At 55.9% G+C, this 25025-nt stretch carries 24 protein-coding genes; 13 read left to right on the forward strand and 11 right to left on the reverse strand.

Features of this window, described 5'->3' with window-relative positions; genetic code table 11:
* Positions 1 to 3: 3 nt before the first annotated feature.
* The 8 genes from BLP93_RS12305 to sucD all read right to left on the reverse strand — a co-directional run bounded on the left by BLP93_RS12305 (position 4) and on the right by sucD (position 8214).
* On the reverse strand, positions 4 to 1044 hold the full coding sequence (locus BLP93_RS12305; RefSeq protein ID WP_092122103.1) for a tyrosine recombinase XerC: 1041 nt from the start codon (positions 1042 to 1044) through the stop codon (positions 4 to 6).
* Complete coding sequence (locus tag BLP93_RS12310) at positions 1019 to 1960, reverse strand: GGDEF domain-containing protein (protein WP_092122105.1); 942 nt, start codon at positions 1958 to 1960, stop codon at positions 1019 to 1021. Before BLP93_RS12310 ends, BLP93_RS12305 begins: the two co-directional genes overlap by 26 nt.
* Positions 1957 to 2799: an HDOD domain-containing protein gene (locus tag BLP93_RS12315; RefSeq protein WP_092122108.1), complete on the reverse strand. Its 843-nt coding sequence runs from the start codon at positions 2797 to 2799 to the stop codon at positions 1957 to 1959. The genes BLP93_RS12310 and BLP93_RS12315 overlap by 4 nt, the downstream gene beginning before the upstream one ends.
* Positions 2796 to 3164 carry a hypothetical protein gene (locus BLP93_RS12320; RefSeq protein WP_092122111.1) on the reverse strand — a complete coding sequence of 123 codons (369 nt, stop codon included), beginning with the start codon at positions 3162 to 3164 and terminating at the stop codon, positions 2796 to 2798. The genes BLP93_RS12315 and BLP93_RS12320 overlap by 4 nt, the downstream gene beginning before the upstream one ends.
* A gap of 308 nt (positions 3165 to 3472) precedes the next feature.
* Positions 3473 to 4636, reverse strand: coding sequence for a DNA-processing protein DprA (gene dprA / locus BLP93_RS12330; protein WP_092122118.1), 1164 nt, complete (start codon positions 4634 to 4636; stop codon positions 3473 to 3475).
* Positions 4637 to 4646: 10 nt separating this feature from the next.
* Positions 4647 to 5450, reverse strand: a complete 804-nt coding sequence (gene ybgF / locus BLP93_RS12335; protein WP_092122121.1) for a tol-pal system protein YbgF — start codon at positions 5448 to 5450, stop codon at positions 4647 to 4649.
* A gap of 96 nt (positions 5451 to 5546) precedes the next feature.
* Positions 5547 to 6014, reverse strand: a complete 468-nt coding sequence (locus BLP93_RS12340; protein ID WP_092122124.1) for a 23S rRNA (pseudouridine(1915)-N(3))-methyltransferase RlmH — start codon at positions 6012 to 6014, stop codon at positions 5547 to 5549.
* A 52-nt stretch (positions 6015 to 6066) separates the two neighbouring features.
* Positions 6067 to 8214, reverse strand: a complete 2148-nt coding sequence (sucD, locus tag BLP93_RS12345) for a succinate--CoA ligase subunit alpha (protein ID WP_092122126.1) — start codon at positions 8212 to 8214, stop codon at positions 6067 to 6069.
* 109 nt (positions 8215 to 8323) lie between these two features.
* Between sucD and BLP93_RS12350 the strand changes: the two genes are divergently transcribed.
* Both BLP93_RS12350 and BLP93_RS12355 read left to right on the forward strand, forming a co-directional pair.
* Positions 8324 to 8896, forward strand: coding sequence for a DUF4390 domain-containing protein (locus BLP93_RS12350; protein WP_092122128.1), 573 nt, complete (start codon positions 8324 to 8326; stop codon positions 8894 to 8896).
* Between the two features lie 89 nt (positions 8897 to 8985).
* The gene (locus tag BLP93_RS12355) at positions 8986 to 11187 is read left to right on the forward strand and encodes a sensor histidine kinase (protein WP_092122130.1); all 2202 of its coding nucleotides are present in this window, start codon (positions 8986 to 8988) and stop codon (positions 11185 to 11187) included.
* Between the two features lie 61 nt (positions 11188 to 11248).
* Here BLP93_RS12355 and BLP93_RS12360 read toward each other — a convergent pair whose 3' ends face one another.
* Positions 11249 to 11467, reverse strand: a complete 219-nt coding sequence (locus BLP93_RS12360; RefSeq protein WP_139162997.1) for a hypothetical protein — start codon at positions 11465 to 11467, stop codon at positions 11249 to 11251.
* Positions 11468 to 11490: 23 nt separating this feature from the next.
* Between BLP93_RS12360 and BLP93_RS12365 the strand changes: the two genes are divergently transcribed.
* The 11 genes from BLP93_RS12365 to BLP93_RS12415 all read left to right on the forward strand — a co-directional run bounded on the left by BLP93_RS12365 (position 11491) and on the right by BLP93_RS12415 (position 23513).
* Complete coding sequence (locus BLP93_RS12365; protein ID WP_092122134.1) at positions 11491 to 14532, forward strand: MFS transporter; 3042 nt, start codon at positions 11491 to 11493, stop codon at positions 14530 to 14532.
* Positions 14529 to 15722, forward strand: a complete 1194-nt coding sequence (locus tag BLP93_RS12370; protein ID WP_092122136.1) for an ABC transporter substrate-binding protein — start codon at positions 14529 to 14531, stop codon at positions 15720 to 15722. Before BLP93_RS12365 ends, BLP93_RS12370 begins: the two co-directional genes overlap by 4 nt.
* Positions 15723 to 16006: 284 nt before the next feature.
* Complete coding sequence (locus tag BLP93_RS12375; RefSeq protein WP_092122138.1) at positions 16007 to 16408, forward strand: hypothetical protein; 402 nt, start codon at positions 16007 to 16009, stop codon at positions 16406 to 16408.
* A 237-nt stretch (positions 16409 to 16645) separates the two neighbouring features.
* Complete coding sequence (locus BLP93_RS12380) at positions 16646 to 17803, forward strand: hypothetical protein (protein WP_092122140.1); 1158 nt, start codon at positions 16646 to 16648, stop codon at positions 17801 to 17803.
* Positions 17800 to 19323 (forward strand): ABC transporter ATP-binding protein, encoded by a 1524-nt coding sequence (locus BLP93_RS12385; protein WP_092122142.1) that lies wholly within the window; start codon positions 17800 to 17802, stop codon positions 19321 to 19323. Before BLP93_RS12380 ends, BLP93_RS12385 begins: the two co-directional genes overlap by 4 nt.
* A gap of 226 nt (positions 19324 to 19549) precedes the next feature.
* Entirely contained in the window at positions 19550 to 20050 is a 501-nt protein-coding gene (locus BLP93_RS12390) for a hypothetical protein (RefSeq protein WP_092122145.1), read from the forward strand.
* A gap of 81 nt (positions 20051 to 20131) precedes the next feature.
* Positions 20132 to 20551: a DUF6524 family protein gene (locus BLP93_RS12395; protein WP_092122148.1), complete on the forward strand. Its 420-nt coding sequence runs from the start codon at positions 20132 to 20134 to the stop codon at positions 20549 to 20551.
* Positions 20552 to 20708: 157 nt separating this feature from the next.
* Positions 20709 to 21311 carry a hypothetical protein gene (locus BLP93_RS12400; RefSeq protein WP_139162998.1) on the forward strand — a complete coding sequence of 201 codons (603 nt, stop codon included), beginning with the start codon at positions 20709 to 20711 and terminating at the stop codon, positions 21309 to 21311.
* A gap of 178 nt (positions 21312 to 21489) precedes the next feature.
* Entirely contained in the window at positions 21490 to 21951 is a 462-nt protein-coding gene (locus BLP93_RS12405; RefSeq protein WP_092122154.1) for a hypothetical protein, read from the forward strand.
* A gap of 18 nt (positions 21952 to 21969) precedes the next feature.
* Positions 21970 to 23061, forward strand: coding sequence for a tetratricopeptide repeat protein (locus BLP93_RS12410; RefSeq protein ID WP_092122157.1), 1092 nt, complete (start codon positions 21970 to 21972; stop codon positions 23059 to 23061).
* 41 nt (positions 23062 to 23102) lie between these two features.
* Positions 23103 to 23513, forward strand: a complete 411-nt coding sequence (locus BLP93_RS12415; protein ID WP_092122160.1) for a hypothetical protein — start codon at positions 23103 to 23105, stop codon at positions 23511 to 23513.
* Positions 23514 to 23562: 49 nt separating this feature from the next.
* On the opposite strand, the gene BLP93_RS12420 is transcribed toward BLP93_RS12415, so the two are convergent.
* Both BLP93_RS12420 and BLP93_RS12425 read right to left on the reverse strand, forming a co-directional pair.
* Positions 23563 to 24606, reverse strand: coding sequence for a hypothetical protein (locus tag BLP93_RS12420; protein WP_139162999.1), 1044 nt, complete (start codon positions 24604 to 24606; stop codon positions 23563 to 23565).
* Between the two features lie 5 nt (positions 24607 to 24611).
* A complete protein-coding gene (locus BLP93_RS12425) occupies positions 24612 to 25025 on the reverse strand; it encodes a DUF6524 family protein (RefSeq protein ID WP_092122166.1) in 414 nt (137 codons plus the stop codon).

Raw genomic sequence — 25025 nt, forward strand, 5'->3', positions numbered from 1 at the left:
GCATCATCCATGCGTGCCTTCATCGGCCGGATCCGGATTTACCAACTGCCCCTGCTTACGGACATTCTCAGGGCTGTCGGCAAGCGGTTCCGCTGCTGTTTTTGTTCTCTCTCGCGTCTTTTGCGTTACGGCCAGGGGATGCGCCTGATCGTAGATCCGGACAACCCGAGCCAGATCAAGGTGCGTATATCGTTGCGTGGTACTCAGGCGGGCATGGCCCAAAAGCTCCTGCACGCTGCGCAGGTCCGCACCGGATTCCAGGAGATGAGTCGCGAAACTGTGCCGGAGCACATGGGGGCTGATGTGCTGACTGATCCCAGCCGATTTGGCCGCCTTGTTCAGGATGCGGTCACCCTCGCGGCGGTTCAGGCGGCCTCCGCGCAGGCCAAGAAACACGGCCCGCTCCTCCGGTTGGGGACTGAACGCGCCCCTGTGTTCGAGATAGGAGCGCATCCGCTGCACCGAGTCCGGCGTCATGGGTGCGAGACGCTCCCTGCTCCCCTTGCCCATCACCCGGACCAGCCCTTGTTTCAAATCCATGTCGTACAAGTCCAGTCCCAGGGCCTCGCTGATCCGCAAACCAGAACCATAGAGCAGTTCCACCAGCGCCATATCCCGCAGGGAACGCGGATCAGGCTTTCGGGATGCTTCCATCAACTGCAGGGCCTGGTCCACGTTCAGGGTCGTGGGATGACGGACGTCCTGTTTGGGGTTGGCAATGGAGGCGCAGGGATTGGACTGGAGAATGTCCTGCCGGATCAGGAACCGGAAATAGGAACGTAGTCCGGCCAGTTTCCGGGCCACGGAACTGCGTTTGATTCCTTTGCGGTGCAGTTCAGCCAGATACCCCCGCACATGGTCCCGGGATATGCTTTTGGGATTGTCCGGGTCCAGGCCCTTGTCCCGAATGAATCGTTCGAACTGCAGCAAGTCCAACCCATAGGCGTCGATGGTGGCTTGGGCATATCCTTTTTCAACGCCCAGATGTGCCATGAACATCCGGCCGCGGGCGGACAGCTCAGGACTGTCTGCGGTCCAGGACATAGGAACTGCCGGGGATGGATTTTGCTTTTTTCTTCAGGTTCATGGCGATCTGGGACGCTTCGCCGAAGTGTTTGAGCCGACCGTCCGTATTGAAAACCACGGCAATGGAGACGGACATCATGGCGAACTGTTGGGGGTTTCCCTTGCGGTCCGTGGAAAGGATGTATCCTCGTTCCTGGTCGTCCTGGTCGTAGAAGTGGGGAACTATACCGTCGAAGCTTTCAATGACCCGTTGGCAGGCGGGTTCCACCACCTCCGGCGGGAGGATGAAGACGAAATCATCTCCTCCCACGTGTCCCACGAAGGAAAGCTTGCCGACAAAAGAGCGGATGGTGTTCACGATCACACGGCCGGCCATCATCAGCACCTCGTCTCCACGGGAAAAGCCGTACTTGTCGTTGAAGGACTTGAAATGATCCAGATCCACGTAGGCCAGGGCGAAAGGTTCCCGGCGATCGATCAAGTCCTGGATGCGCTGGATGATGGATGTATTGCCGGGCAGTTTGGTCAGCGGGTTGGCGTCGAGTTCCCTGGAAGCCCGGTGCAGGGCCAAACTGAGCCGGGACTTCGCCTCCAGTGCAGAAACGGGAAAAAGCAAAAAATCATCCGCTTCCACGCTGTGAAAATCAATGGTCTCCAGTTGCTGTTCCTCGGTCAGACAAAGCACCACGGGCAATTGCCGATAGACGTTCTCGCTTTTGACCATGTTCACCAGGGTCGGCCCGGAGAGTTGCGGCAGATCCGCATCCACCAGCAGCATGTCCGGAGGGGCATTGAAAACCTGCTCCAACGCCATGGGGCCGCGCTGAAAGACCGTCCATTCCACCTCGCGGTCCAGCCGGAGCCCCTGAAAAAACGCGACCCGATCCGAATTCGCGCAGACCAGGAAAAAACGCAGCTTCCGCCCTCGGGTCATCCCAGCCCCATGGACAAACCGTCGTCCTCGACCTCGACCAGCACGGCATCCAGAACCTTGTCCAGGTGGCTCAGGTCCAGTTGCAACAGGGCCAGGGCTTCAGGGTCCAGCCGGGGAACAAGGTCATCGCCGCCGGAGCCCACTTCCAGCACCCGGGCCAAGTAATCCCCCACATGAACCACGCAGGCCATTTTCGGGTAATGCTGGGCCGTCACGGGCCGGTGATGCCCGGCAATGCCGATTTTCAGATTCAATGGCAGGTTCCAGTGATCCGCCACCCAGGCATTGACCCTGTCGTGCCCGAAGCCCAACACTTTTTTCTCCGCCTCCAGGTAAAGCAGATCCTCACTGCGCACCAGGGCATCAATCTCCTCCTTGGCCTGCGGCATCTGCAACGCCACGATGACCTTGCCCAGATCGTGGAGCAGCCCGGCCACGGCGTATTCCTCCGGCTCCTTGAATCCGGCCTCCCGGGCCACGGCGTTGCAGGCCATGGCGCATCCCACGCTGTGCTCCCAGAGGCCGAACATGGACTTGGTCATCAATTCAAAGACCGAAGTACTGATGATCAGGCCTTTGATCACATTGTAGCCCAGAAGCACCAGGGCATGCTGGATCGTGCTGATCCGCCCGGGAAAACCGTAAATCGGGGAATTGACCATTTTCAGAACCTTGGCCGAAAGCACCTGATCCCGCGAGATCAGCTTGGCGATCTGCTGGGATGAAGATTGGGGATCCTCCAGCAGCTTGGAAACCTCTTCCAGGACCGTGGGCAGGGTCGGGAGATCCTTGACCGCCAGCAGTTGCCCCTTGCGTTCCGTACGGAGATCCTCGGTCATACGCCCTCTCCAGGCGAAACCTGTCCGCCCTTTTCGCCTCCCGCCAAGGCGCTTGCGGCCTTGAGCAGGAAATAGTTTTTCAGGTGCTCTTTATTCTTCTGCATCCAGGGATCATCCGCATGTTTCCGGAAGAGACGGTCCAGTCTTCCGGCCCGGATACTGTACGGGTTCTCCCCCCCCCCGGAGCCAAGATCCACCGGGTTGCCCTGCACAGTGACCATGGCGATTTCCATGCGTTCCAGACGTTCCAGCAGAGAACCGGTAAGCTCCGTATTCTCGGCCACCAGCACCAGGCCGTTGTCCCGCAGAATGGGCTTGGCCAGGGTCATGCCCTCACGAGCAAGATTCAAAGGGATTTTCTGCATATTTTTCCAGTATCAGCGGGTTGGAACCGGTCCGAGTGAAGTATTTCAGCAAAAAGACGTGGAACAAGTAACGACACAGCACAGTCCCTGTGCTGCCTCCAATCTTGCGTCCAATGGAAGCGAACATCCAGTGCAGGCTCAGGGTCGCAATCGAAATCGAAAAGAAAAAACAGATGGATCATGAAACTATTACGATTTCGATATCGATTGCGATTGCGATTACGATTACGATTACGATTACGATTACGATTACGATTATGGCAACAATGCCAAGGTGAACCAATCTTAACTTTGAACGCAAAGTGGAATTAATCGCTCAGTGAATAGTACATCCCGGGATGTTGCGTGACAAAGGATTCCATTTCCAGAAGCAGAAGTTTGCGGCTGATTTCCGCAGGATCCCTGTCCAGAAAATTGCACAAGGCATCAATATGCACCTTGCCCTGTTCTTCCAGTAACGCGACCAGGGCCAGTTCGTCCTTGCCGAGTTCGGTCCGGCGGTCGGTCCGGGATGGGCGGCAGTCCGGCGGCACGGCGTTTATTGGAGAAGAGACGGCTGGGGAGAGATCGGACATTCCTTCGGCTGCGAGCAGAGCTCGAAGCTCCACAAGAATATCTTCCGCTGTCCGGACCAGGGTGGCGCCCTGGCGAATCAAATGATGGCATCCATTGTAGCTTTCCAGGTTCACCGGCCCGGGCAGGGCAAAAACCTCCCGTCCCTGTTCCAAGGCGGTCGTCGCCGTGATCAGACTCCCGCTGCGCACCGCGGCCTCGATCACCAGCACGCCCAGCGACAGTCCGCTGATAATCCGATTACGATGTGGAAAATTGGCGGCATCGGGCTTGGTTCCCGGCGCGAACTCGCTCACGATCAGTCCCTGGCGGCTCAAGCGCAGCCATAAATCCCTGTTGGCGGCGGGGTACAGAAGATCCAGGCCGGTGCCGAGCACGGCAATGCTTGAACCGATTCCTTCCAGAGCCGAGTCATGCGCCTGGCGGTCGATTCCCGCTGCAAAGCCGGATACAACGCAAAGTCCGGCCCGGCTGACGTCCCTGCAGATCGTGCCGGCCGCGGTCAGTCCATACCGGGAACATTTCCGCGACCCGACCACGGCCAGAGCCGGAGACCGAAGCAGTCCCCTGTCCCCAAGGACATAGAGCAGGGCCGGCGGATCCGGAATCCGGCGCAGGACTTCCGGATAGTCCAAATCCGACCAGAGCAGTACGTCCATGTCCCGCTTCAAGGCCGCCCCGCTCTCCAATTCCGTAGAATTTTGCCATGATTTGGCCTGAAAATCCCGGAGCTGGGCCTTGTTCACCAGGCCAAGCTCCAGCCACTGACCGGCATGCTCCACGGCGACATCAGCCCTGCCGTAATGCGTCAAAATCTTCTTCCAGGTTCGCGGCCCCACTCCCAGAGTGTTGCGCAGGGCCAGACTGGCCAGATATTCGTCTTTTCGATCCGTCTGCATCTGGCGGTAATCAGGGCATGAACGCGGGCATTCGAGAAAGACGTTCCCGGGCCAGAGCCGCTGCCGGGGCGTTGGGATAGTCCTCAAGCACGATCTGGAGATGAAACCGGGCATTGGGGATGTCTTCCAGCTGCTCATAGGCGTATCCGGCTTTCAACAGAGCGTCCGGAGCCTTGGCATGTTTGGGAAACCGCCTGCTCAACTCCTTGAAGACGAATATGGACTGAGCGAACTGCTTCTGGGCGTAGAGCGTTTCCGCATGCCAGTAGAGAGCGTTAGGCAGCAGGGGATGGTTGGGGAAGCGTTCCTGAAAGGCAAAAAAGTCAGCGCGGGCCCGGGCATATCGGGCATCGAAATATTTGGCCAGGGCCTGATCGTAGAGAGCCTTGGCCTCTTCCCGCGACCCCGCGTCGGGTTTGGGAGCAGGTTCGGTCCCTGTTTTCGAAACCGGCGGCGGAATCAGGGCTGGAGGTGTTTTTGGCGCCACAAGCGCATCTTTGTCGCCGGAGGATGAAGGTTCCACGTCGGGATCACGTGCTCTTTCGCCGTCGCCCACATGCCGCGGCATGCTGTCCGGTCGCCCTTCCCCCAAAAAATCCTGGAGAAAGCGCTCCTGCTGCAGAAGCGACATCTCCATGGACTCCAGCCGCTCCCGAAATTCCGCGGCCTGACGATCCTGGCGATCGCGCATTTCCACCAAGGCATATTCCAGATTGCCCATCCGGCCCTGCTGGGAGGGAGACGAAGCGCAGCCGCTCAGCCCAAGCCCGGACAACCACAGGAAGATGCCAATCCGCATGAACATCGGTTTCATTCTCTCTCCTTGCAGTTCATCCGATTACACCTGACCATGCCGCGGAGCAACCTTCGCGAGACGCCGCGAACTGTTCACACGGCAAGCTGAAATCGATCAATGGTGGTATCCCGTGCCGCGCAAAATCGTCATGGCTCTGTAGATCTGCTCAAACAGCACAACACGGGCCAGTTCGTGCGGCAGCGTCATCGTTCCCAGGCTGATCAGCCTGTCGCTGCGGTCCAGGACAGGCGGGGAAAGGCCATACGCACCGCCGATCACGAAACATGGTCTGCGTACGGGATCTTCCAGCCATTGGGCCATGGCCGCGGAAAAACCCTCGGATGAATAGGCATGGCCCCGAACATCCAGACCCAACAAAAGATCCTTCGGTCCAAGTCCGACCAGCAGGGCGCGGCCTTCAAACTCGTTTCTCGCTTCCGGAGAAAGATGACCGGGGGCATCCTTGACCACCGACTGGTCCAGACGCGTGAATCGACTGATCAGTTTGACATAATGTTCGGCGGCCGCCACCCAATGCGGAGTTTTCAGCCTGCCCACGGCCAGACAACAAATTGATTTCATGGAGATCTATAACAGGCATGAGGAAACCGGGGAGGATTGCCCTCGGCCAGCCTCAAATAAGGTCCAGAGCTTCCCCAGTCAGTCGCGCGACGTCGTCAAGATCCGAGCAAAGAGTGACGCCGGCTGTCTGGAGCCGGTCCAGTTTGGCCTGGATTCCGCCGCCGCCCTTTTCCAGGATGGCCCCGGCGTGGCCGAGCCGCTTGCCCTCAGGGGCGGTGCGTCCGGCGATGAACGCCAGGATCGGACCGGTCCAGCCTTGGGCGCGGAGGTGTTCAGCCGTCTCTTCCTCGGCCCGGCCGCCGATTTCGCCCAGGATCAGCAACGCCTTCGTGCGCGGGTCCGCAACCACGAGTTCAGCGCAGGCCTTCAGTCCCAGGCCGACATACGGATCGCCGCCAACGCCGATGCAGACGGACTGGCCGATCCCCGCGGCTCCCAGGCGATGGACGGCTTCATAGGTCAAGGTGCCGCTCCGGGAAAGAACCGCCACCGGCCCGGGGGAAAAAATCCCTCCCGGCATGATCCCGATTTTTATTTCACCCGGTACGATCAGTCCTGGAGTGTTCGGGCCGATCAGCCTGCTGTTCGACCCTTTGAGCTGCTCTAGAACCGTGAGCATCTCCATCTGGGGGATGCCTTCGGTGATGCAGATGATCCAGGGCACGTTGGCCTGGGCCGCTTCAAGAACCGCATCCGCGGCCACGGAGGCCGGCACGAAAATGATGCTCGCATCGATGTGGTGGCGCGCCGCGGCCTGGGCGACACTGGAATAGACCGGCAGCCCGAGAACGTTCTCGCCCTCCTTGAACGGCGTCACCCCAGCCACGATCTGCACGCCGTATTCACGCATCAACTCGGCATGACGCCGGCCTTCGCGACCGGTCAGGCCCTGGACCAGAACCTGGGACGTCCGATCCAGCCCGAAAGGTTGCGCGACCAGCGATCCTGCTCGCGGGGATCGGTTCGCCCCGGAGGATTTTTTGCTCACCGAATCAGCACCTGGAGCAGAAGAACGCGGTAATTTTCCGGACGGCGTGGAGTCCGCTTGCAGGATATCCCGCAAGATATCCAGAGCCTGATTCAGGTCATCGGCAAGATGCAGGGTCTTTCCTGGCACATCCGACAGCAAGGAACGGCCGGCGTCCGCTCCATGGCCCGAAAATCGAACCACCAGCGGTTTTACCGGAGCCTGACCGCCAAGAGCAGTCATCAGGGCCATGGCCACCTTCTCGCAGGAAAGTATCCCTCCAAACAGGTTGATCAGCACGGCTTCCACTTGGGGATCGCCCAGCAGGATATTCATGGCCTCATCCATGGCCTGCTGCCCTGCTCCACCGCCAAGATCAAGGAAATTCGCCGGCTGCAGGCCGGAATGATTCAGCAGGTCCATGGTGGCCATGGCCAGTCCCGCGCCATTGACCATCAGCCCGACCCGGCCCTCGAAGCGATGGTAGCTCAACCCCGCGGCCTTGGCCCGGTTCTCCTGGTCGCTGAAGTAGACTTCACGGGCGAAACGTTTCACTTCCGGACGCAGGTCCGCGAAGTTGTCGTCCACTTCGATCTTGCCGTCCAGGGCCAGCCACTTGTCTTCCCGGGTCAGCACCAGGGGATTGATCTCCGCCAGAAGCAGGCCATTGTTCGTGAAGCAGTCCCACAGATTTTTCAGGAGGGAATGGAAGTCGGGCCAGAGTGACTTGTCCAAGCCGAGATGAAAAAAGGCCGCTCGGACTTGATGTGCGCCCAGGCCGGCCAAAGCATTGAGCCGCTGCACCAGAAGATTTTCCGGATCCTCGGCTCCGATGGTTTCCACCTCAACTCCGCCTTGGCGGCCGATCGTGAGCACGGGGCAGCCCCATTCTCGCTGCAGGCTCAGACTGAGATAGAACTCCCGTGCGATGGTTGCCCGGTGCTCGAGCCGCAAAAAGGGCGCGGGCCGAGCATTGACCTCCAGTTCGAAAAGCCTTTGGGCGGCAGTAGGCAACTCTTCCGGAGAATCCAGGGCAACCACCCCGCCCTGTTTGCCCCGCCCTCCGGCGAGCACCTGGATTTTCAACATCCACGGCAAAGGTACTGAAAAGTTCTCGGCAGACATATCCGCCGCCGGATTTACCATCAAGTCCCGTTGAAGCAGAATCCCTTGAGGCGTGGCGATTCCGGACTCCTGAAACAAGGTCTTGCTGTCATGTTCGTTCAGTTGCATGGATGCTCCGCTAAAACAAAGCCGTACAGGTTGTCAAAGGCATGCCAATAAGGGTAGGGATCAATGCTTCTTGCAGTAGACGATCCCTTAAGCATTCAACAGCGCATCAATGAACATCATTCGCCGATTTTACCTGTGTTGCATTATTATTCTGTTCACCCTCATGCATTCCTTTCCAGCCATGGGGGCATCGATGCTGGCATTGGACAACCTGGTACTGGACAGCCATGCCGACAGGATACACCTCCGTTTCGGGATTCGCCTTGAAGATCCGGAGCCGGTCAAGGCGGTGCTGCAGGAGGGGGTCGACCTCTGGCTTAAGGGAACGGCAAGCCTGGTATCCAAACGGCTCTTTCTTCCCAACAGAACCCTATATCAACAATCGGTTGAACATGTTCTGGAATGGAATCCACTGACCCAGGATTTTGAGTTGACGCTGCCCCAGAAGGAACATTTGGTCAAGTCCAAAAACCTCAAAGAGTTGACCTCCAGTCACTGGCGGGAGATCAGCCTTGAAATGGGGGACTGGTCTCAGCTTTCTTCCGGTCAGACATATCATGTGGAACTGGAAATCAACTTTGACAGACGTGACATTCCTGTCTGGATGCGGCGCGTTCTTTTCTTTTGGTCCTGGGAAGTCATGGCCCCGATCCGGTATGAACTCGAGTTTACGGCTCCCTAGACTCAGCATTTCCTTGATGAAGAGTGGACAACACCCACCGCATCCCATGTCACACTTCACAACTTGCCAGCCTCGCTTCGTGCTTCCCAATGCCTGAAAAACCGCCTCCAGCTGAGCCGATCAGGGTCAGCGTTCCGGACAGCAACCAGCGTAAACGCCAACAGCGGGAATTGTATCTCGCCCTCTTCGGCTTTATCGCCGTTGTAGTCCTGGCCTGGGTGCAGCTCAATTTTCTGCAGGTTGATTCCTACGTCTTTTTTGCCCTCTACAACCTGAATTTTATTTTGCTTCTGGTCGTCCTGTTACTGGTGGCCAGAAACGTCGTCAAACTCGTTCTGGAGCGCAGACGGAAAGTCATCGGCGTTCGCTTGCGGACCAGGCTGGTCCTGGCCTTCGTGTCGTTGTCTCTCGTTCCCACGGTTTTGCTGTTCGTAATTTCGCTGATCTTCGTCAGGACTTCCGTGGACTATTGGTTTCAGGGCCAAGTGGAAAAATCTCTGGAGCAGGCCCTGAATGTCGGCCAATCCTTCTATTCATCGGCCCAGGATCGCCTGGAACAACGCGGCTCCTTCCTTCTGTACCAGATTCGCGACCGCCAAATGGCCTGGGGCGGGCGGAACATGAACGCGTTTCTGGACGAAAAGCGCCTGGAATACAACCTGGGGCTGGTGGGGGTGCTTTCGACGCAGCTTCGGGAACAGAACTGGAATGCGGACGAGGACTGGGCCAAGGTCTGGCCGGAATTGCGCTCTGAGATGAACCTGGAATCCCTGCTTGAAAATCCGCGCATCCTCTCAGCCATCCATCCAGGCCCGGAATTCGACCTGGTCGTGGGAATTTTGCCCGTGGACGACGGACGCACAGGATATCTGGTCCTCGGCGACAGCCTGGGTGAAGGCCTGCTTTTCAAGTTGCGCCAGATCGTGCGCGGCGTGGACGAATACAAGAAGCTGCAAACCTTGAAATATCCCCTGAAGGTGACCCTCTACCTGGTTCTGGGGCTGATCACGCTGTTGATCATCCTGGCCGCGATCTGGTTCGGATTCCGTCTGGCCAAGGAACTCTCGGCCCCGGTCCACGCTCTGGCCCTGGGCACCCAGCGCATCTCCGAAGGGGACCTGGCCTTTCGACTTCACGACGACGCCAAGGACGAGCTGGGCATGCTGGTTCAGTCCTTCAACCACATGGTCCAGGATCTGGAAGCCAACCGGGCCAAACTGACCAAAGCCAACTTACGCCTGGAAGAGCAAAATCAGGAACTGGAGACCAGAGGGCGCTACATGGAGGCCGTGCTGGACAACATCACCTCGGGGGTTGTTTCCATCGGAGCGGACGGCCGCGTGACTACTGTGAACAAGGCCGCCGAGGCCATCTTGAATTTCGATTCCCGACAGATCCTGGGAAAAACGCCTAATCAGTTCCTGCACCAGGACTACCTGGTCATGCTCCAGGGCGTGGCCAAGCATCTGCAGACCCATCCCCAGGCGAAATGGCAACGGCAATTGGACTTGCGCGTGGACAAGCGGGAAATCAAGCTTCTGGTGAACATTGTTCATCTCCAGGATCAAGGCGGGATCATCGCGGTTTTTGAGGACGTCACGGAGCTGGAGAAAATGCATCGTCTTGCAGCCTGGAAGGACGTGGCCCGGCGCATTGCCCATGAAATCAAGAACCCGCTCACGCCCATCAAACTTTCCGCCCAGCGGCTGGAGCGCAAATTCAGCTCCCAGGTGGACGACCGGACGGTCTTCAGCCAGTGCACCAGGATCATCACCCGCCAGGTGGAACATCTGCAGCGCATGGTTCAGGAGTTTTCCTCCTTTGCCAAGCTTCCCGAGGTTCGCCTCGCCGAGGGCGAACTGGAGCCGGACCTTGAAGAAATCGTGGACATGTTCCGGACCAGCCACGTGGGCATCCAGTGGCATCTGGAAATAGCAACTCCCATTCCGCCGCTTAAATTCGACCCGGAAGCTTTGCGCCGGGTATGGATCAACCTGATGACCAACGCCGTGGAAGCCCTGGATGAACAGCCGCATCCGGAGGTGGTCATCCAGGCTGCGTATCTCCCTGAAAACCAGACCGTGGTCGTGAAATTTGCCGACAACGGATTGGGGTTGAATCAGGTGGAGGACATCCAAAGCATCTTCGAACCATATTTTTCCCGCAAAAAAGGCGGCACCGGACTGGGACTGACCATTGCCAAATCCATTGTCGGTGAACATCGCGGCACTATTCTGGTCCGTAAGAATAAACCGGTTGGATGTGTTTTCGAGGTGGTTTTGCCGGCTTAGCAGCGCAAGAACATCCAATCATTTACCCTTCGCAGACTGATAAACATATCCCGATCTGCTTTTACAACACGATACCGGCAAACCAATCTTGCGTTGCTGTTACCAACAGCCTATACGTCTTCTCCACCCTTCCATCCTGCCACCAGGACTTCAACATCATGCAGCCGTCATGGCTCGTGAAATGTCTTTGGTTTGGTAAAAGCAGAGACAGTTCATAATGCTGCGACAGAGTGCTCAACATGGTCAGCGGCACAAAACGGCTATAGGCGTCTTCATCCACCCTTCGCATCCGAAGGCCTCCAAATGAGTCTTCTCTCCGCTCGCCTTGGCCATACCAGCCTGATACTCTCGACTGGACTCGCAGTCTGGTTGATCCTTGTCTTCGGATCCGGCTTGGCCACGTATCTCAACTACACGAATTTTCAGCGGTCCCATGCTGCGCTCGTCCAATCCCGAATGCACGTGGTTGCCATGGACCTCCAACAACAGATCGTGGCGAACCTGGATCTTGGGCTGCGCCTGGATCAGATATATGATCTAGCCCGTATGGTGCTGCACTCCGTTGCCGAAGATCCAGATATTGTCGGCGCGGGAATCCATGATACATCAGGATTGCGGCTGATCGACACAGATTCCAACGTACCGCCGGAGGTTCCTTCCACCTGGATTGTTTCTCCTCATCAAATGAAAGGGCATTGGCACCTGAGCCAGGCCGAATATCATGTGTATGGAATGCCTTTGTTCAACAGCTTCAATGTCCCGATCGGCACGCTCACAGTGCGCTACGACCGCGCGGTGGACGAACCCGTTGAAGCCATGCTTGTAATGTTGTTCCGCAATCTGCTGCTCACAGCGTTTTGTTTCGCGATTCTGATCATAGTTGGATTGACCTTGCTGAAAAGAAGGTTCTTCCGTCACCTGGTCGATCTGACACAACGGACCGTTATCCTGCCGCCATCGATGACGGTTCAGGATCATTCTGTCCCTGCCAAGTCCCCCCTGGCGCTGCGGATGGAGGCCCTGGTCAACACCTGTGATTCTATCGAATCACGGCTCCGTCAGGTCGCGGACGGGCACGGAAAACCACAGATTCTCGCCTCCGAAGTTGCCGGAGCAGTTTCGAAAGCCCCCCCTGCTGCTCCGTTGCAAGATCAGCAGCAGAACCAAGTTGACTCATCCACAGACGAGAATGCCGCCTGGAGGGAATTGAACCGCGGCCTGCGCCTACTGGTTGCCTTGGGGCTGTTGATGGTTCTGTTTGCGGCTGCCGCAGTCTCCACACTTGCATGGCTGGAATTCCGTGAACGTTTCGAGCCGCAGTTGCACCAAAAAATCGATACTCTTGGCCAATCCCTCGCCAGAAGCCTCGAACGGCTGCACGCCCAGGGCATACCCCTTGACCGTCTGAAGGGCGTGACCACTTACTTCGACCACCTCCGGGAAGAGAACCCGGAATTGGCATACGTCGCCATTGTAAAAGAAAGGGGCTCAAGCCTTGAGATGCGCAGAAGCGGTTCGGATTATTCAAATGACTCCGAAGAGGCCGCAGGTGACCTTCTGTTGCATAAGAGCGGGGCCTTCCCCGAACAGGCTTGGCGTTATTTGCAGGATGCTCCTTTGGACGGTTCCCATCAGGACTCTCGGCACGAAGAGGCACGGTTGCTGATACTGAAAAACTTTATCGACCGAACCATCCTGCTTCGGGCCGTGGACGGCAGCGTCGTGGCCCGTCTGCACCTGGGACAGGACCGCCGCTTTGTGGACCGGATGGTCCGGGAAGTCTGGTGGGATCTCGGAACTGTACTCCTGGTGATTCTCTTGATCACTTTTGAACTCATGCTGTTTGTGATGAATTCCAGAATCAGGGGGCCAATCTCCGCCATCTTGTCCTTGTCCAACCAGATCCGAAACGGAGACTTCTCTCAGCGCCTGATGGTGCACGGGACCGATGAAATTGGAAGGTTGTCGGCAGCGCTGAACGCTTCACTGGATCGCATCAACGATTTCTTTCAGCGGATGCGAGACGCTTCGCGAAACAATCCCGACCTGCGGGCGGCGGTTGTTTATCTGGAACAACGCGTCAAATTTGCGGATTCCGCATCGGCAACAACAGTTGTCGGGGATCGATTGGCGATTATCCGCTGGCCGTTTTTCCTGTTCATCTTTGCCGAATCCCTCTCCCTGTCCTTCTTCCCTCTGTTTGTGGAGCAGCTGTACACTCCCATGTCGGGTGTGCCGCAGGGTCTGGCAATCGGCCTGCCGATATCCCTGTTCATGCTGGTCTGGGCACTCTCCCTGCCTCCGGGTGGATTCTGGTCCGATCAGGTTGGACGGAAACGGGCATTTCTGACAGGCGCGGTCATTGCTTCAATTGGTCTGCTGATGACCGCCTTCTCCCAGGGAATCCTGGATCTGATGCTGTGGCGGTCTCTCACCGCGGTTGGCTACGGGCTGGTATTCATCACGGTCCAAGGCTACGTTGTCGATCATTCCCTGCCCACGCAACGCGCCCGGGCAATGGCCATGTTTCTGGCGGTCTTTTTTGGCGGCTCGCTCTGTGGTGCGGCCATAGGCGGGATCGTTTCGGAACGAATCGGCTTTGCACCGGTCTTTTTGATATCCGCCGGACTCGGGATGCTGGCGGCGCTGTTCGTCGGGCGATATATTTCCAGGAGCCCTGCAAACCCATCGCGCAAGACTGAGAAATTGCGGGTCCGAAATGTCCTCACCCTGGCCCGGAACCGACGCTTCCTGGCAATGACCATCTTCAACGCCATTCCAGCGAAAATGGCCCTGACCGGGTTCCTGTTTTTCGCCATGCCCCTCTACCTGAAATCACTGGGGCTCTCTCCGGGAGACATCGGGCGGGTGATGATGAGTTACGGCCTGGCGATGATTCTTTTGTCCCCACTGGTGGGCCTGCTGGCGGATATCTGGGGACGGAGGCACTATTTTGTTTTGACGGGAGGATTGCTTGCCGCCTTGGCGATCATGCTGATCACGCTGCAACCCGGCCCCATTGCTTCCGTCCTGAGCATTCTTCTCCTGGGAGCCGCCCATGCCATCGGCATATCACCGCAACTGGCTCTGGTGATGGAATGGAGCAAGGAAGAGATTGCTGAAATCGGACCTGGTACAGTCATGGGCATTTTTCGGCTGCTGGAACGTATCGGAAATGTCTTGGGGCCGATTATCATCTCCTTATTGATCGCGGCCCTCGGCTTTTCCGGCGCCTTTACCGTCTTTTCCGTTTATCTGCTGATATCCATGCTCCTCTTCGCGGGGATCTTATTTTTTTACCGAAAGTCATACGCGGTAACCGAGACAGCTAAGGAGCGTTCATGAGCGCAACCTGTTCAGGCGATCGTCTTTTCCTCGCAACATTCTCACACCGTCAAGTATCAACATTGTTCGGGTGCGTTACGTTGTACACCCTGGTAATGCTAATAGGCATCGCATCCACCGTCGCCGCCGAACCTTTCCAGGACCTCGCCTTTTCAAAAAATCATGCAGTCCATTTCTTCGATGTAGTTCATACCGCTCAACTTCCTGGTCCTGTTGAGAAGTCGCTTGGCGCTACGTCAAGCCCCAGCGGCGACCCCGCGATAATATATCTGGCCCTGTATCGCGGCATCACCGAAGCCGAACAGGGGTTCATGGACTACCTGCGTGCTTCCGAACTGGAGTCACGCTTCATCATCCGTGATGCTGCCGGCAATGCCGCTACTGTTGAAACAATGCGCACTGAAATCAAGGAACTACGCCCGGACTTGGTCTACGCCTTTGGCAGCACGGTGGCAACGATATTGGCGGGTACATGGGATGAACGAGATCCCGAACTCCATGTCACCGATCTTCCGATCCTCTTCAACATTGTTGCCGATCCCGTTGGAGCGCGTCTGGTCGAGACCCTGCAAAAAAGCGGCAGAAACATCACCGGAACCACGCATGCCGTTCCCATTGATGCCCAAGGGCGCACGCTTCGCCGGGCCTTGACCTTCAACCGTCTGGGAGTGATTTACAATCCACTGGAAGTGAATTCGCGATTGTCCGTGGATGCATTGGCGAATGAACTGGCGAATGACGACATCACCGTCATCCGCGCCCCGATCACCGTTCAAGCCGCATTTGCTGAAGACGCGGCCACCGTTGCCGCTGCCACAAAGGATTTGCTCGGCGCCGGCGTAGAGGTGATCTACTTGCCTTCTGATTCAACAATCATAACCCACGCCAAAATCATCACAGACCTGACGAACACCTCCGGAATTCCGACCTTTTCGGCCACTGAGGCGCCGATCAGAACCGCAGGCGCCGTCATGGGATTGACCAGCGCATACTACAATGTCGGACAGTTTGCCGGCTACAAAGCCGTGCAAATCCTGCGCGGGCTTGCCCGGGTGGAAGAAATTCCCATTGAGTCGCTGAACCGTTTTACCTTTGTAGTAAATGTACCAGCGGCCATCGTCACCGATGGGCTGCCTCCAATGGAGTTGCTGCGTATTGGAGAACTGCTGCATCCGCCTCCCTCCCCTTGACCTGCCAACATCTCTCGACTAGTCATCGTTGCAACAGCGAATTTATCGCTACCATAGACCTTCAGATGATGGTTTGAGTGGATCGTAAAGACAACCAATAAATTTTGATGTCATAATAAAGCGTTCACGTCCTTGCCTTGACGTTTGTTGTTTGGATTCTTGCACAAGGTTGTCCAGATGTATCTTTATTCGCAGGTTCAGTGTCAGTCTAAGTTGCATCATGATGTGGAATTTGAAATCTTTTCTGAAGGTCTATACAACGCCAACCCTATGGAGGAACCGCGATGAAATACTTTCTTGCCTTGTTACTGGCCCTGACCCTGCTCCTGTCTTTCAGCCCAGCTATGGCCCAGCAGGTTGCTTCGTCACCGGAGCATTCATCGGCAACAGTTGCTGAACTGGAAAGATTGATTGACGCAATGTATGCGGATCTTGAAAGCCTGCGTCAAAATACTTCCCCTGGCATGCAGGAAATACTTGCGGTTGGGACAGGTGCTGGATTGGGATTTTTGGCATCTGGGTGGGTGATGACGGGCATCCTCAGTCCCATGGTCTATGGTTATGCCGGAGCCGTGGGCTTTTCCGAATTGACCGCAAGTTTGCTTACCGCTTCAGTGACAACCATCGGCATTGTTTCCGGCACCTATGCCGGTGGCATGTACGCGCGCAACCTAGTCATGGACTAATGAGACGGATTCGGGGATCGCATCCGCGGTCCCCGTAATATTCCCGCCCGCGATCTCTCCCATAGCTTCCGAAATTGTTGCTCTCAAGCAACTTTCTCGACAAATCATGATGCATTCCGCTCGAAACGAGGAGCCTTGTTTTTTATATTCTTTCCGCATGCATGAGCTTCTCCGATCAGTGATCTTCGCGAAGACAACCTGCAATGGGCATGCGCATGTTTATCATGGTGTTTGATAATGACTACCGCTCCTTCGACGCATCGCCGCATCTTGCCGGCCATCACAAGTCTCCTTCTTATCCTGATGGCCTTATGGCTGGGGGTATCCACCTTGCCGCCCAATGTTTTTCCTCGAACTGAGACGTCATTTCAACTGTTCGCGGAATCTTCGCCACGGGTATATCCGCAACACCCAACGCCTGTCTTTCTCTTCGACGCCGATTTTTTTCCCATGCAATGCGGCAACGCCAACCTTGTTCATCATCCCTCCCCTGAGCTCTCGGAAACCAATCCCATTACCTTGACCACCTATCGTTCCAATGTCTGCATCCGGGGGGTCAACGAGGCCCAAATGCTGTATCTGCAGCCCGCCAGCCTGCATCTGCTCTGGGCTCTTCTGCCTACGGACGCGCGCGAGGCGTTGGCGAAAGGTTTTTGGGGATCTGCCCAGGGTCTGGGCCGACATGTGACGCATGCTTTTGATTCAGGCCATTATGAGCGGGTCTATCGCCAGGACCTGATGGCCATAGCCCGTGACGCCGCGCGCCGTGTCATTGAAGATCCTGAACAGCAGGCCATGATCATCGAAACCGTGCGCATGGTGAACCCGCAATACGTTGACCGCTATGTCAATGAAATCTGGCCTGTGGTACGTGAAAAGGCCGGATCCAGCCTGTGGAACAGCCTGCATGGGTTTGCCGGAGGGATAATCGGCTGGGGGGAAGATACGAATCGTGGTTCCTTCACCGGTCGGATGTTGCAATCCATCGCGGAAGACCCCCGGGGCCTGGAGCTTGCCTTCGAGATTGGTTTGGAATTTTTGGCCGAACCTCAGGTCGTCCACTTGACCAACCACCTTGGCCAGGCATTCATCAAGGATATGCTCACCGATCCTCGGCTGCCGCCGCTGATCGACCGCATGCTGATGGACCCGCAGCTTTTTCCGGAAGGCCACGGTTTGAAGCTGGACCTTGATTTTCTTATTCGCGAACTGCCCAAACGCCTGCTCCGGTATCGCCATCCCAAGGATCACAACCCGCTCGTCGCGTACCTGGTCCGGGCCATTATTCGGGGCGACACGCGATATGTTGTTCTGGCTTTCGATTATTCCCAGATGGATCAGACGGCGGAACTTGGCTTTACAGCCGGCATCCCGCTGCATCGGACAATGCCATGAGCCCCAAAAAAGCAGCGCCTTCCGACTCCAGACTTGTCCTGGAAAATCTGCGTATCGCGACCCCCGAAGGTCGGGTGCTGTTGGAAAACGGCAATTTCACAATGGCTGCCGGGGAGTTGCTCCTTTTGATCGGCCCCAGCGGCGGCGGAAAATCAACTATTGTCAATGTCCTCAGCGGCCTTCTGGGATCAGAAGGCGCTGCATGGCAAATCCGCGGCTCCTTGACCCTAAACGAGAAGTATTACGACCTGGCGGACGATGTATGCGATGCCGGCGGACTGGTGTTTCAGGACAACGCCCTTTTCGATGATCTGACCGCTGCTCAAAACCTGGCTATCGTCATGGATCATGCAGGAAGCCCAACCCCGGAACTTGCGCGCCTGATCGAATCTCTGCTGCGCGACGTCGACCCGAATCAGTCCGTAGCCTCGCTCAGCGGGGGACAGCGGCAACGGGTGGCCATTGCCCGCACAGTCCTGGCCCGACGCCCGATTCTGTTGTTCGATGAGCCCAACTCGGGGCTGGATCCCCATGCTGCTCAGCGCCTGGCTGAACTGATCAAGGAATTGTGCATCAAGATGGGCACGCCGGCCATGATCGTCGCTCACCATTATGACGATCTCCTGGAGATGGCGGATCGGGTGCTGATCCTGGATCCGGTACAGCGAACGCTGCATCAAACTCCTCCGGAACGGGAAACCATCGCGGCCCGGCTGAATGCCATCGGCGCTGTCGCTGAAGAACGCGCACAGGACGAAATCCCAGGCGTTCCCTCCAGAGCCTGGGAAAAACGATTGCGCGAACGGCCTCCCATTTTATGGTTCTTCCATTATCTTTGGGAGTACTTCTGGGTGCTGACCGCCTCCCCGCTGACCATTGCCTACGTCCTGGGAGGAGCGGCCATTGTCAGCTTCGTAACCATGTGGTTTGGTTTCAACTACGACATGCTTGGCGATTATATGCGTTCTTTCGTGCACGACGACGCCTTGCTTGGCGTGGGATTCATCATCATGACCATTGCGGTGCCGTTGATCGGTTGCATTTTGATCGTTGCCCGCAACAACGCCATCATTACGGCCGATATCGGGAACCGCCTTTATTCCGCACAATTTCGTGCCATGCACAATTTGCACATCCCGGGGCGAAAGTATCTGAATACCGCCATTGTGCTGAACATGGTGGTCGGTTCTCTGCTCCTTATTCTGCTCTCCAGCGGGGTCGCCACGTGGTTCGCCCTGCAGACATGGCGGTTGATATTTCCAGGCCAACCCTTCGAGTTGTGGCGCGAACACTTCTTCCGGCTCTTTGTGATGCGCCCGGACATATTCTGGGAAAATGCGGGATGGGTGGTCCTTAAGACCGTCATCAGCACGTTTTTGGCTTCCTTGGTCGCCATCCACTCCGGCATGGGTCGCAAGAATTCGGTGATTGACATCAACAACGCCATAGCTCGTTCTATTGTCTACGGTACTTCTGTCACCCTCCTGGTCCACGCCAGCATCGCCGTGCTGCAGTTCTAGCCGCCCCGGAGCGATACCATGCCGATACATAAACGATTTTATACCGGAGCCCTATTTGCGACACCCGTCTCATGTGTCGCATTACTTACAGGTGCATCCCAATGTACCTTTTTATTTTACTACAGAAAGCATGCATGATTTCACCTTGACCTTGTTGTATTGGACAGTGTATCTTTCACCGCAATCGTTCGCATCTGCGATCACCCTAGACGCCGAGGTAACATCCGTGAAAATTATCCCCATCCTGTCCCTCGTACTGCTCCTCTCCTTCTCTCCGGTCATGGCCCAGCAACCACTTACCTCGCCAGAACGTTCCCCGGCGAACAGTTCCAATCTGGATGCGGCAATTGATGCCCTGCACTCTGATATCGACGTCCTTCAACGAAATCCTTCGCCATCCATGCTAGATATCCTGGCCCTGTCGACCAAACTGGCGGAACTGGAAAAGCTGTCCGCTCCGATGACTGTCAATTCCATTCCGGCCCCAGAAACCACGTCGCATGAGACGCGGGATTTCCTGACCATCGGAGCAGGCGCCGGACTTGGATTTCTGGCTTCGGGACTGGTGATGACCGGCGTTTTGGGTCCGATGACCCACAGCTTGGCGACCGGTGTCGGATTATCATGGATGACAGCTCGACTCCTTTCGGCTTCGGTCACGACTCTTGGCGTCGTCTCCGGTACTTACGCGGGCGGCATGTATGCTCGAAATCTTGTTGTCGATTAAATCAACTACTCGATAGTTGACTTATAACTCGGGAGTGATGTTGAACCCTCACTCCTGAGTAAACTACAGACAGCACCAGCCGTGTCCTACAGAACACGCCTTGATCCCGGCTCGACAAAACGTCGTTTTGTCTACTTTGCTGGCTTGCTGTTCCTGATACACAATCCCACCGATATTTCAGCATTGGATCTCCTTCGTGATGCTACGGTTCGCATAGAACTGCGCATCACGTTGCTCATCTTCATTTTCGCCGTTCTCCTGGTATTGGTTCGGCATATGTGGACATCTTTTCGACTTCTTGGCCCAACAATCCTGGGGGCTCTCCTCCTTTCAACCCTATCCCTGCTCTGGTTCATTCGCGAATGGGTTACCCAGAACTACATGACCCAGTACTTCTCCAGCCTGATGGTCATCACCGCCTATCTGACCCTGGGACATGTCCTGCCATTCTATGTTCGCCAGCTTGCCGGCCAGGCGACGATACTGCGAGATCCCCCGTGATTCATGGTACCAAACGTCATCAGAACCTGCGCGAACCAGCTTGGACGGGAACGAATTTTTTATCGTACCGTCTTTTATCTCTCATATCCGCAAAGGCGGGCCGTTTTACAGCGATGAACTAAATTACCAACATTTTTTGACAGCCAGAGACATTCCCTTGTCAGTATCCGATATTCTCTTTGCAGCATTGCTTACGCCTCTGCTGCCAACAGCCCTCATCCTGATGAGCGCTTGGCTTGTCCGGCGGCTTGACGACCGGGGCATGTACGCTGTTTTTCCTTTCTCCGGACTGCCCATCGCCGCCGGGATCATTTTTTGCTGGGCCATGCTTACGGCAATGCATATTCCTCGGTCATTTACGGTTCAGGGCATCTGGTTCTCAACCTACTGGGCTCTTACTCCCATGGAACTCTATCTGCTCTGGCTTTCTCCCCTGGCTATGTATCAGGCATGGATTGCCGGCATGGCAGTGCTTTTTTCGGAAGTTCTCAAATTCAGTTGGCTCGCGGCATCATTTCTGACAATTCTTATTGTGGCGATCGCGGTAGCCGGATTAGCTTGGCGCAATCGTCAAGCCTGGCGTGGAATCGCCCTTTTTTTCTTGCTCGCCCTGACTGCCGCATCATGGTTTTATCTTTCCGTGATCTTGATTGCTTGGCTGGTGCACTGGCTGAATTTCTGGTTGCTGCTGCTGATCTTTGCCGTGCTTTACTTCATAGGAGCAAAATCATTTTATAATATATTGCGGCATCCGTTATAGATTTACATCCAAATGCTTAAAAGATCCCGCCCGAGGCAATCTTATTGCGCGTGTTGGTGATCGTGGATAGGATGATCAAAATTTTAACATGTCTATTCATTCTCCTTGTCCTTCAGGATTCAGCTCAGGGATGAAGGATTTTGAGTAGCTCGGCAGCTGACATCTCAGCAGGACTACGATGGACGTATGTGATCCTCGCAATTTTAAAATAATAGTCGCCTTAACGATCTGCTTGTTTTTTTCGACGTATCCGGTTCAAGCACAAGATTCGGAATACACGGACGGCATGAATTCTGATGAATCACCGAATCTTGCCGAACCGTACCCATTAATGCGCCGAATGGGAGAGGCCTGTTTTTTTGGTGCTGGGGCTGGATCCGCCAGCACCTTGATCTCCAGCCTGCCTCTTGCCGGACAAGGGCTGTCCGTCTCCGCCACATTCGGCATTGCAGTCGGCGCCGCCGCCCTGGGATGCGTGGTCGGATTTGCCGGAGCATCTGCTTCCAGTTTGTTTACCAACTGGTGGTGGGACCAGGGATTGGAATGGGCGCCAACCTGGAACAACACCGAACAACCTGCAGGTCTTGCAGGCGTATTCGACGAGCAGAGTATTAGGCAACCCATTTCTGAATATAATTGAAACCGAGAGGGCCAAGCCATGTTCCTGACCACATTATTGACAAGCGGCACCTCCGTCTTGGTGCTCGCGGCCATGCTGGCCACTGATCCGGTTTCCATTCGCAAGTTCTCCGTGCCGGCCTATGCCGAATACCATGGTTATTCCGGCGAAATTGTCAGCAAATTTCTACGAGAACGAATCCGGCACATTGCCCAAGAGGCAGGAACAGCTCGTGGTGAAGTGCTCAGCGTGTTTCACGACGACGTGTCGGCCATCGAAATTCTGGCCGAACGGCTGCAGCTAGGTGGACTTGTGGATGCGGTACAAGAGTTCATGAATCTGCAGGTTTATTCGGTAGGGGGATACCTCCTGCTCGAGAACGGAGAAATGAAAATTGGAACCCGCGTGGAAACGGCCAAAGGAGAAGTGTTTTTCTTGTCCGCCAGCGGTGGTCGTGACATTCGGACACTCATCAACAAAATGGCTGAAATGTTTGTTGAACGTGTGGACCCGTACGTTCTGGCCCTGTATTATTTTCGGAAAGAATATCCCTCGGGAAATTTTGTCGATGCCCCTGCTCTTGTGGAACATTGTATCAGCGTGTTGCCCACCCCTCAGAAGCAGTGGCCGATGCTGCTCAAGGGACGCATGGCGTATCGTGCCGGACAATATGAAGAGGCCATAGCATCATATCAAAGAGCTTTGGCTCTGGATCCTGATTTTGCCTTTGCCTTGGCGCGCTGGGGCGAAGCCTTGGTGGCCATGGGGGATGTGCAGGGAGGACTCGATAATATGCGGCTGGCAGTATCGAAAAAGAACGCTACGGCGGTAATTTTTCAGCTTTTGGGGGACACGCTGGCTCGCAACAGCTTTCCGGAAGAGGCCCGTGAGGCATATATTCAGGGGTTGCAAGAGACTCCTGATGATCCGGGACTTCAAATCAGTTTGGCGCGCTTATATCTCGATCACCGACAGCCCGAACCTGCTCTTGCCCTTCTGGAAAAGGCCGTCATCAAAAGGGGCGACGATGTCGAGACACACATCCTACTTACTCAGGCTCTGCAGGGCGTAATAACGCATCGTCGGGCGGCTTTGAATTATGATTCACAATTTTCCACGGCAACGCGGTAACTCCTAACCAGGTTCGCCATGACCTCATCAAAGGTGAAATCATGAAAAGTACGATCGCTATGTGTATGGCAGTCTGGCTGTGGCTCGCAAATCCTGCTCTGGCGGGAGCCACTACGACGGGAGAAGAGTTCCTACAGGGGACCGGGACCGCCTGTCTTGTTGGCGGAGCGGTTATGGGAGTCGCGGCCCTGTCCGTTGGACCGACTGTCGTTGGCGCTTTGACCGGAGGGACGATGGTAATGCCGGCATCCGTGACAACAACCGGCGCAACGCTACTTGGATGCAGTGCCGGCGCAGCGGCTGCCATAACCTATTATTCGATCAACTGGGCTTATGAAACCTTCTTTCGGGCATCGGAATTTCCACTGCTCTACCCGCCACTTGCCCGGGACCTGAATATTATCATGGACATGGACGAGGGAATCATCACGCAAGCCGCGGAGGAAAAATAAGAAACCAGCGGTAAGGGGTCCGCCGACGAGAAAGATTACCCTGACGTATCTACCTGAGCAGCCCTATCATGACCAGAAAGCTGCGACTTGCATCGAGGAACTTGTCGAAAAAACTTTCGCCTTTTCCACCATTGCCATTACCATTGTCAGCTGACACGACCTTGGTCTCGATGCGGTCATTTACATTGACGTCCGCCAATGCATTGTAGAGTGCATAGATCAATTCGTCGGCGCCTTCCCGAGGCATGGCCAAAACGAAAGGATCACAAACCGTTTCATACACCTGAGGGTTTTGCCAGAACCATGCCCGATCAATCACCACATGTCCCGGGCTCAATCGATCGTGGTGCTTGAAAAGATACATGGGTACAGGCAGGAGCCGCAGTTTTTTCTCTTTCACAAAAGCCACAACATCCGCCATTTCACCGGACACTCCGAGGCGAGGCGCATCAATGACCAGCACATCCGAATCACTGGAGATAAGTCGCTGCACCGCGATATGGGTGGGCCTGACCGTCAGCGCGACATCCGTTGCCAGCGGAAATGTTTCAAGAATGCGTTCAAATTTTCGCTTGGCAGCCGGGCTGACAGCCTCCACCCGGAGTGGTTGCGTCGAGCCGTAGTTGAGATCGGAAAAACCATTCCACAGCGCATCCTGCCGCACTGCCAGGAGCATGCAGGATGCCGGCCCCACCTCTAGCAGTTCCAGACCAAGCTCCGCGGCTCCCAGATCCAAAGCGCTGGAACGATGGACCAAGGCCAATCGGCCGGGTGCCACGGCCACAGCTCGCAAACCAAGCTCCGGCTCCACGCGTAACGTCGTGAACGGTGCTAGACGTAGAAGGCTGTGCAGCAGCGGTGGGACAAGACGAGCCTCCCATTCGGCACTCAGCGGCTCAACCAGAAGCTGAAACAGCGGATGTGCCGACTGCACATCCGCATCCAACAAAATATAACCATCGGAACGCTCATGGGGTGGAGTATTTTCCTTCGGTCTGACCATCACACTGGGATCATCCTCAGCATTCAGGGTCCCGACATTCATTGACGCGAACAGAGAACAAACCGCCAAAGCGTACATTAATCGTTTCATAATGTTCAAAGCCTCTTGCTGATGTCGTCGGAATCTACCTGTCCAGATAACCGGGTGCGCAACGCGGACCAGGAAACCCCAAGTGTGAGGGCAAAGCTGAAGAAAAGAGTTACATACAGAATAAACATGTCCAAATTGACCAGGGAGACCCAGCCCATTCTGGGCAAAGTCACGGCCACGGAGGTGACAACCAGAGTCAACACTAAGGCTCCAGACAGTCCCATGGAGCGAAACGTGAGACGGACAAAGATCATGTTCAGAGCAAAAAGAATCAATCCAATGGAAATCTTAAGGCTGATTTCGACATCCGAGGTCGTTGCCCAGTGATAGTATGAGCGTCCGCTCGGATTGTAGGTTCCCAGCACAATACCCGCGATGAGCATCCATCGCAGCAATACGCTGTACACGCCGAACTTCAT

The sequence above is a fragment of the Desulfonatronum thiosulfatophilum genome (assembly GCF_900104215.1).
GTDB classification, from domain to species: Bacteria; Desulfobacterota; Desulfovibrionia; order Desulfovibrionales; family Desulfonatronaceae; genus Desulfonatronum; species Desulfonatronum thiosulfatophilum.

Bases quoted from the DNA above. Each gene is read 5' to 3' on its own strand.
- BLP93_RS12420 (WP_139162999.1), bottom strand. From the start codon at position 24,606: ATGAAACGATTAATGTACGCTTTGGCGGTTTGTTCTCTGTTCGCGTCA.
- BLP93_RS12370 (WP_092122136.1), top strand. From the start codon at position 14,529: ATGAGCGCAACCTGTTCAGGCGATCGTCTTTTCCTCGCAACATTCTCA.
- BLP93_RS12315 (WP_092122108.1), bottom strand. From the start codon at position 2,799: ATGACCGAGGATCTCCGTACGGAACGCAAGGGGCAACTGCTGGCGGTC.
- BLP93_RS12415 (WP_092122160.1), top strand. From the start codon at position 23,103: ATGAAAAGTACGATCGCTATGTGTATGGCAGTCTGGCTGTGGCTCGCA.
- BLP93_RS12405 (WP_092122154.1), top strand. From the start codon at position 21,490: ATGGACGTATGTGATCCTCGCAATTTTAAAATAATAGTCGCCTTAACG.
- BLP93_RS12350 (WP_092122128.1), top strand. From the start codon at position 8,324: ATGAACATCATTCGCCGATTTTACCTGTGTTGCATTATTATTCTGTTC.
- BLP93_RS12385 (WP_092122142.1), top strand. From the start codon at position 17,800: ATGAGCCCCAAAAAAGCAGCGCCTTCCGACTCCAGACTTGTCCTGGAA.
- BLP93_RS12365 (WP_092122134.1), top strand. From the start codon at position 11,491: ATGAGTCTTCTCTCCGCTCGCCTTGGCCATACCAGCCTGATACTCTCG.
- BLP93_RS12380 (WP_092122140.1), top strand. From the start codon at position 16,646: ATGACTACCGCTCCTTCGACGCATCGCCGCATCTTGCCGGCCATCACA.
- BLP93_RS12355 (WP_092122130.1), top strand. From the start codon at position 8,986: ATGCCTGAAAAACCGCCTCCAGCTGAGCCGATCAGGGTCAGCGTTCCG.
- BLP93_RS12320 (WP_092122111.1), bottom strand. From the start codon at position 3,164: ATGCAGAAAATCCCTTTGAATCTTGCTCGTGAGGGCATGACCCTGGCC.
- BLP93_RS12375 (WP_092122138.1), top strand. From the start codon at position 16,007: ATGAAATACTTTCTTGCCTTGTTACTGGCCCTGACCCTGCTCCTGTCT.
- BLP93_RS12410 (WP_092122157.1), top strand. From the start codon at position 21,970: ATGTTCCTGACCACATTATTGACAAGCGGCACCTCCGTCTTGGTGCTC.
- dprA (WP_092122118.1), bottom strand. From the start codon at position 4,636: ATGCAGACGGATCGAAAAGACGAATATCTGGCCAGTCTGGCCCTGCGC.
- BLP93_RS12425 (WP_092122166.1), bottom strand. From the start codon at position 25,025: ATGAAGTTCGGCGTGTACAGCGTATTGCTGCGATGGATGCTCATCGCG.
- BLP93_RS12340 (WP_092122124.1), bottom strand. From the start codon at position 6,014: ATGAAATCAATTTGTTGTCTGGCCGTGGGCAGGCTGAAAACTCCGCAT.
- ybgF (WP_092122121.1), bottom strand. From the start codon at position 5,450: ATGAAACCGATGTTCATGCGGATTGGCATCTTCCTGTGGTTGTCCGGG.
- BLP93_RS12310 (WP_092122105.1), bottom strand. From the start codon at position 1,960: ATGACCCGAGGGCGGAAGCTGCGTTTTTTCCTGGTCTGCGCGAATTCG.
- BLP93_RS12305 (WP_092122103.1), bottom strand. From the start codon at position 1,044: ATGTCCTGGACCGCAGACAGTCCTGAGCTGTCCGCCCGCGGCCGGATG.
- sucD (WP_092122126.1), bottom strand. From the start codon at position 8,214: ATGCAACTGAACGAACATGACAGCAAGACCTTGTTTCAGGAGTCCGGA.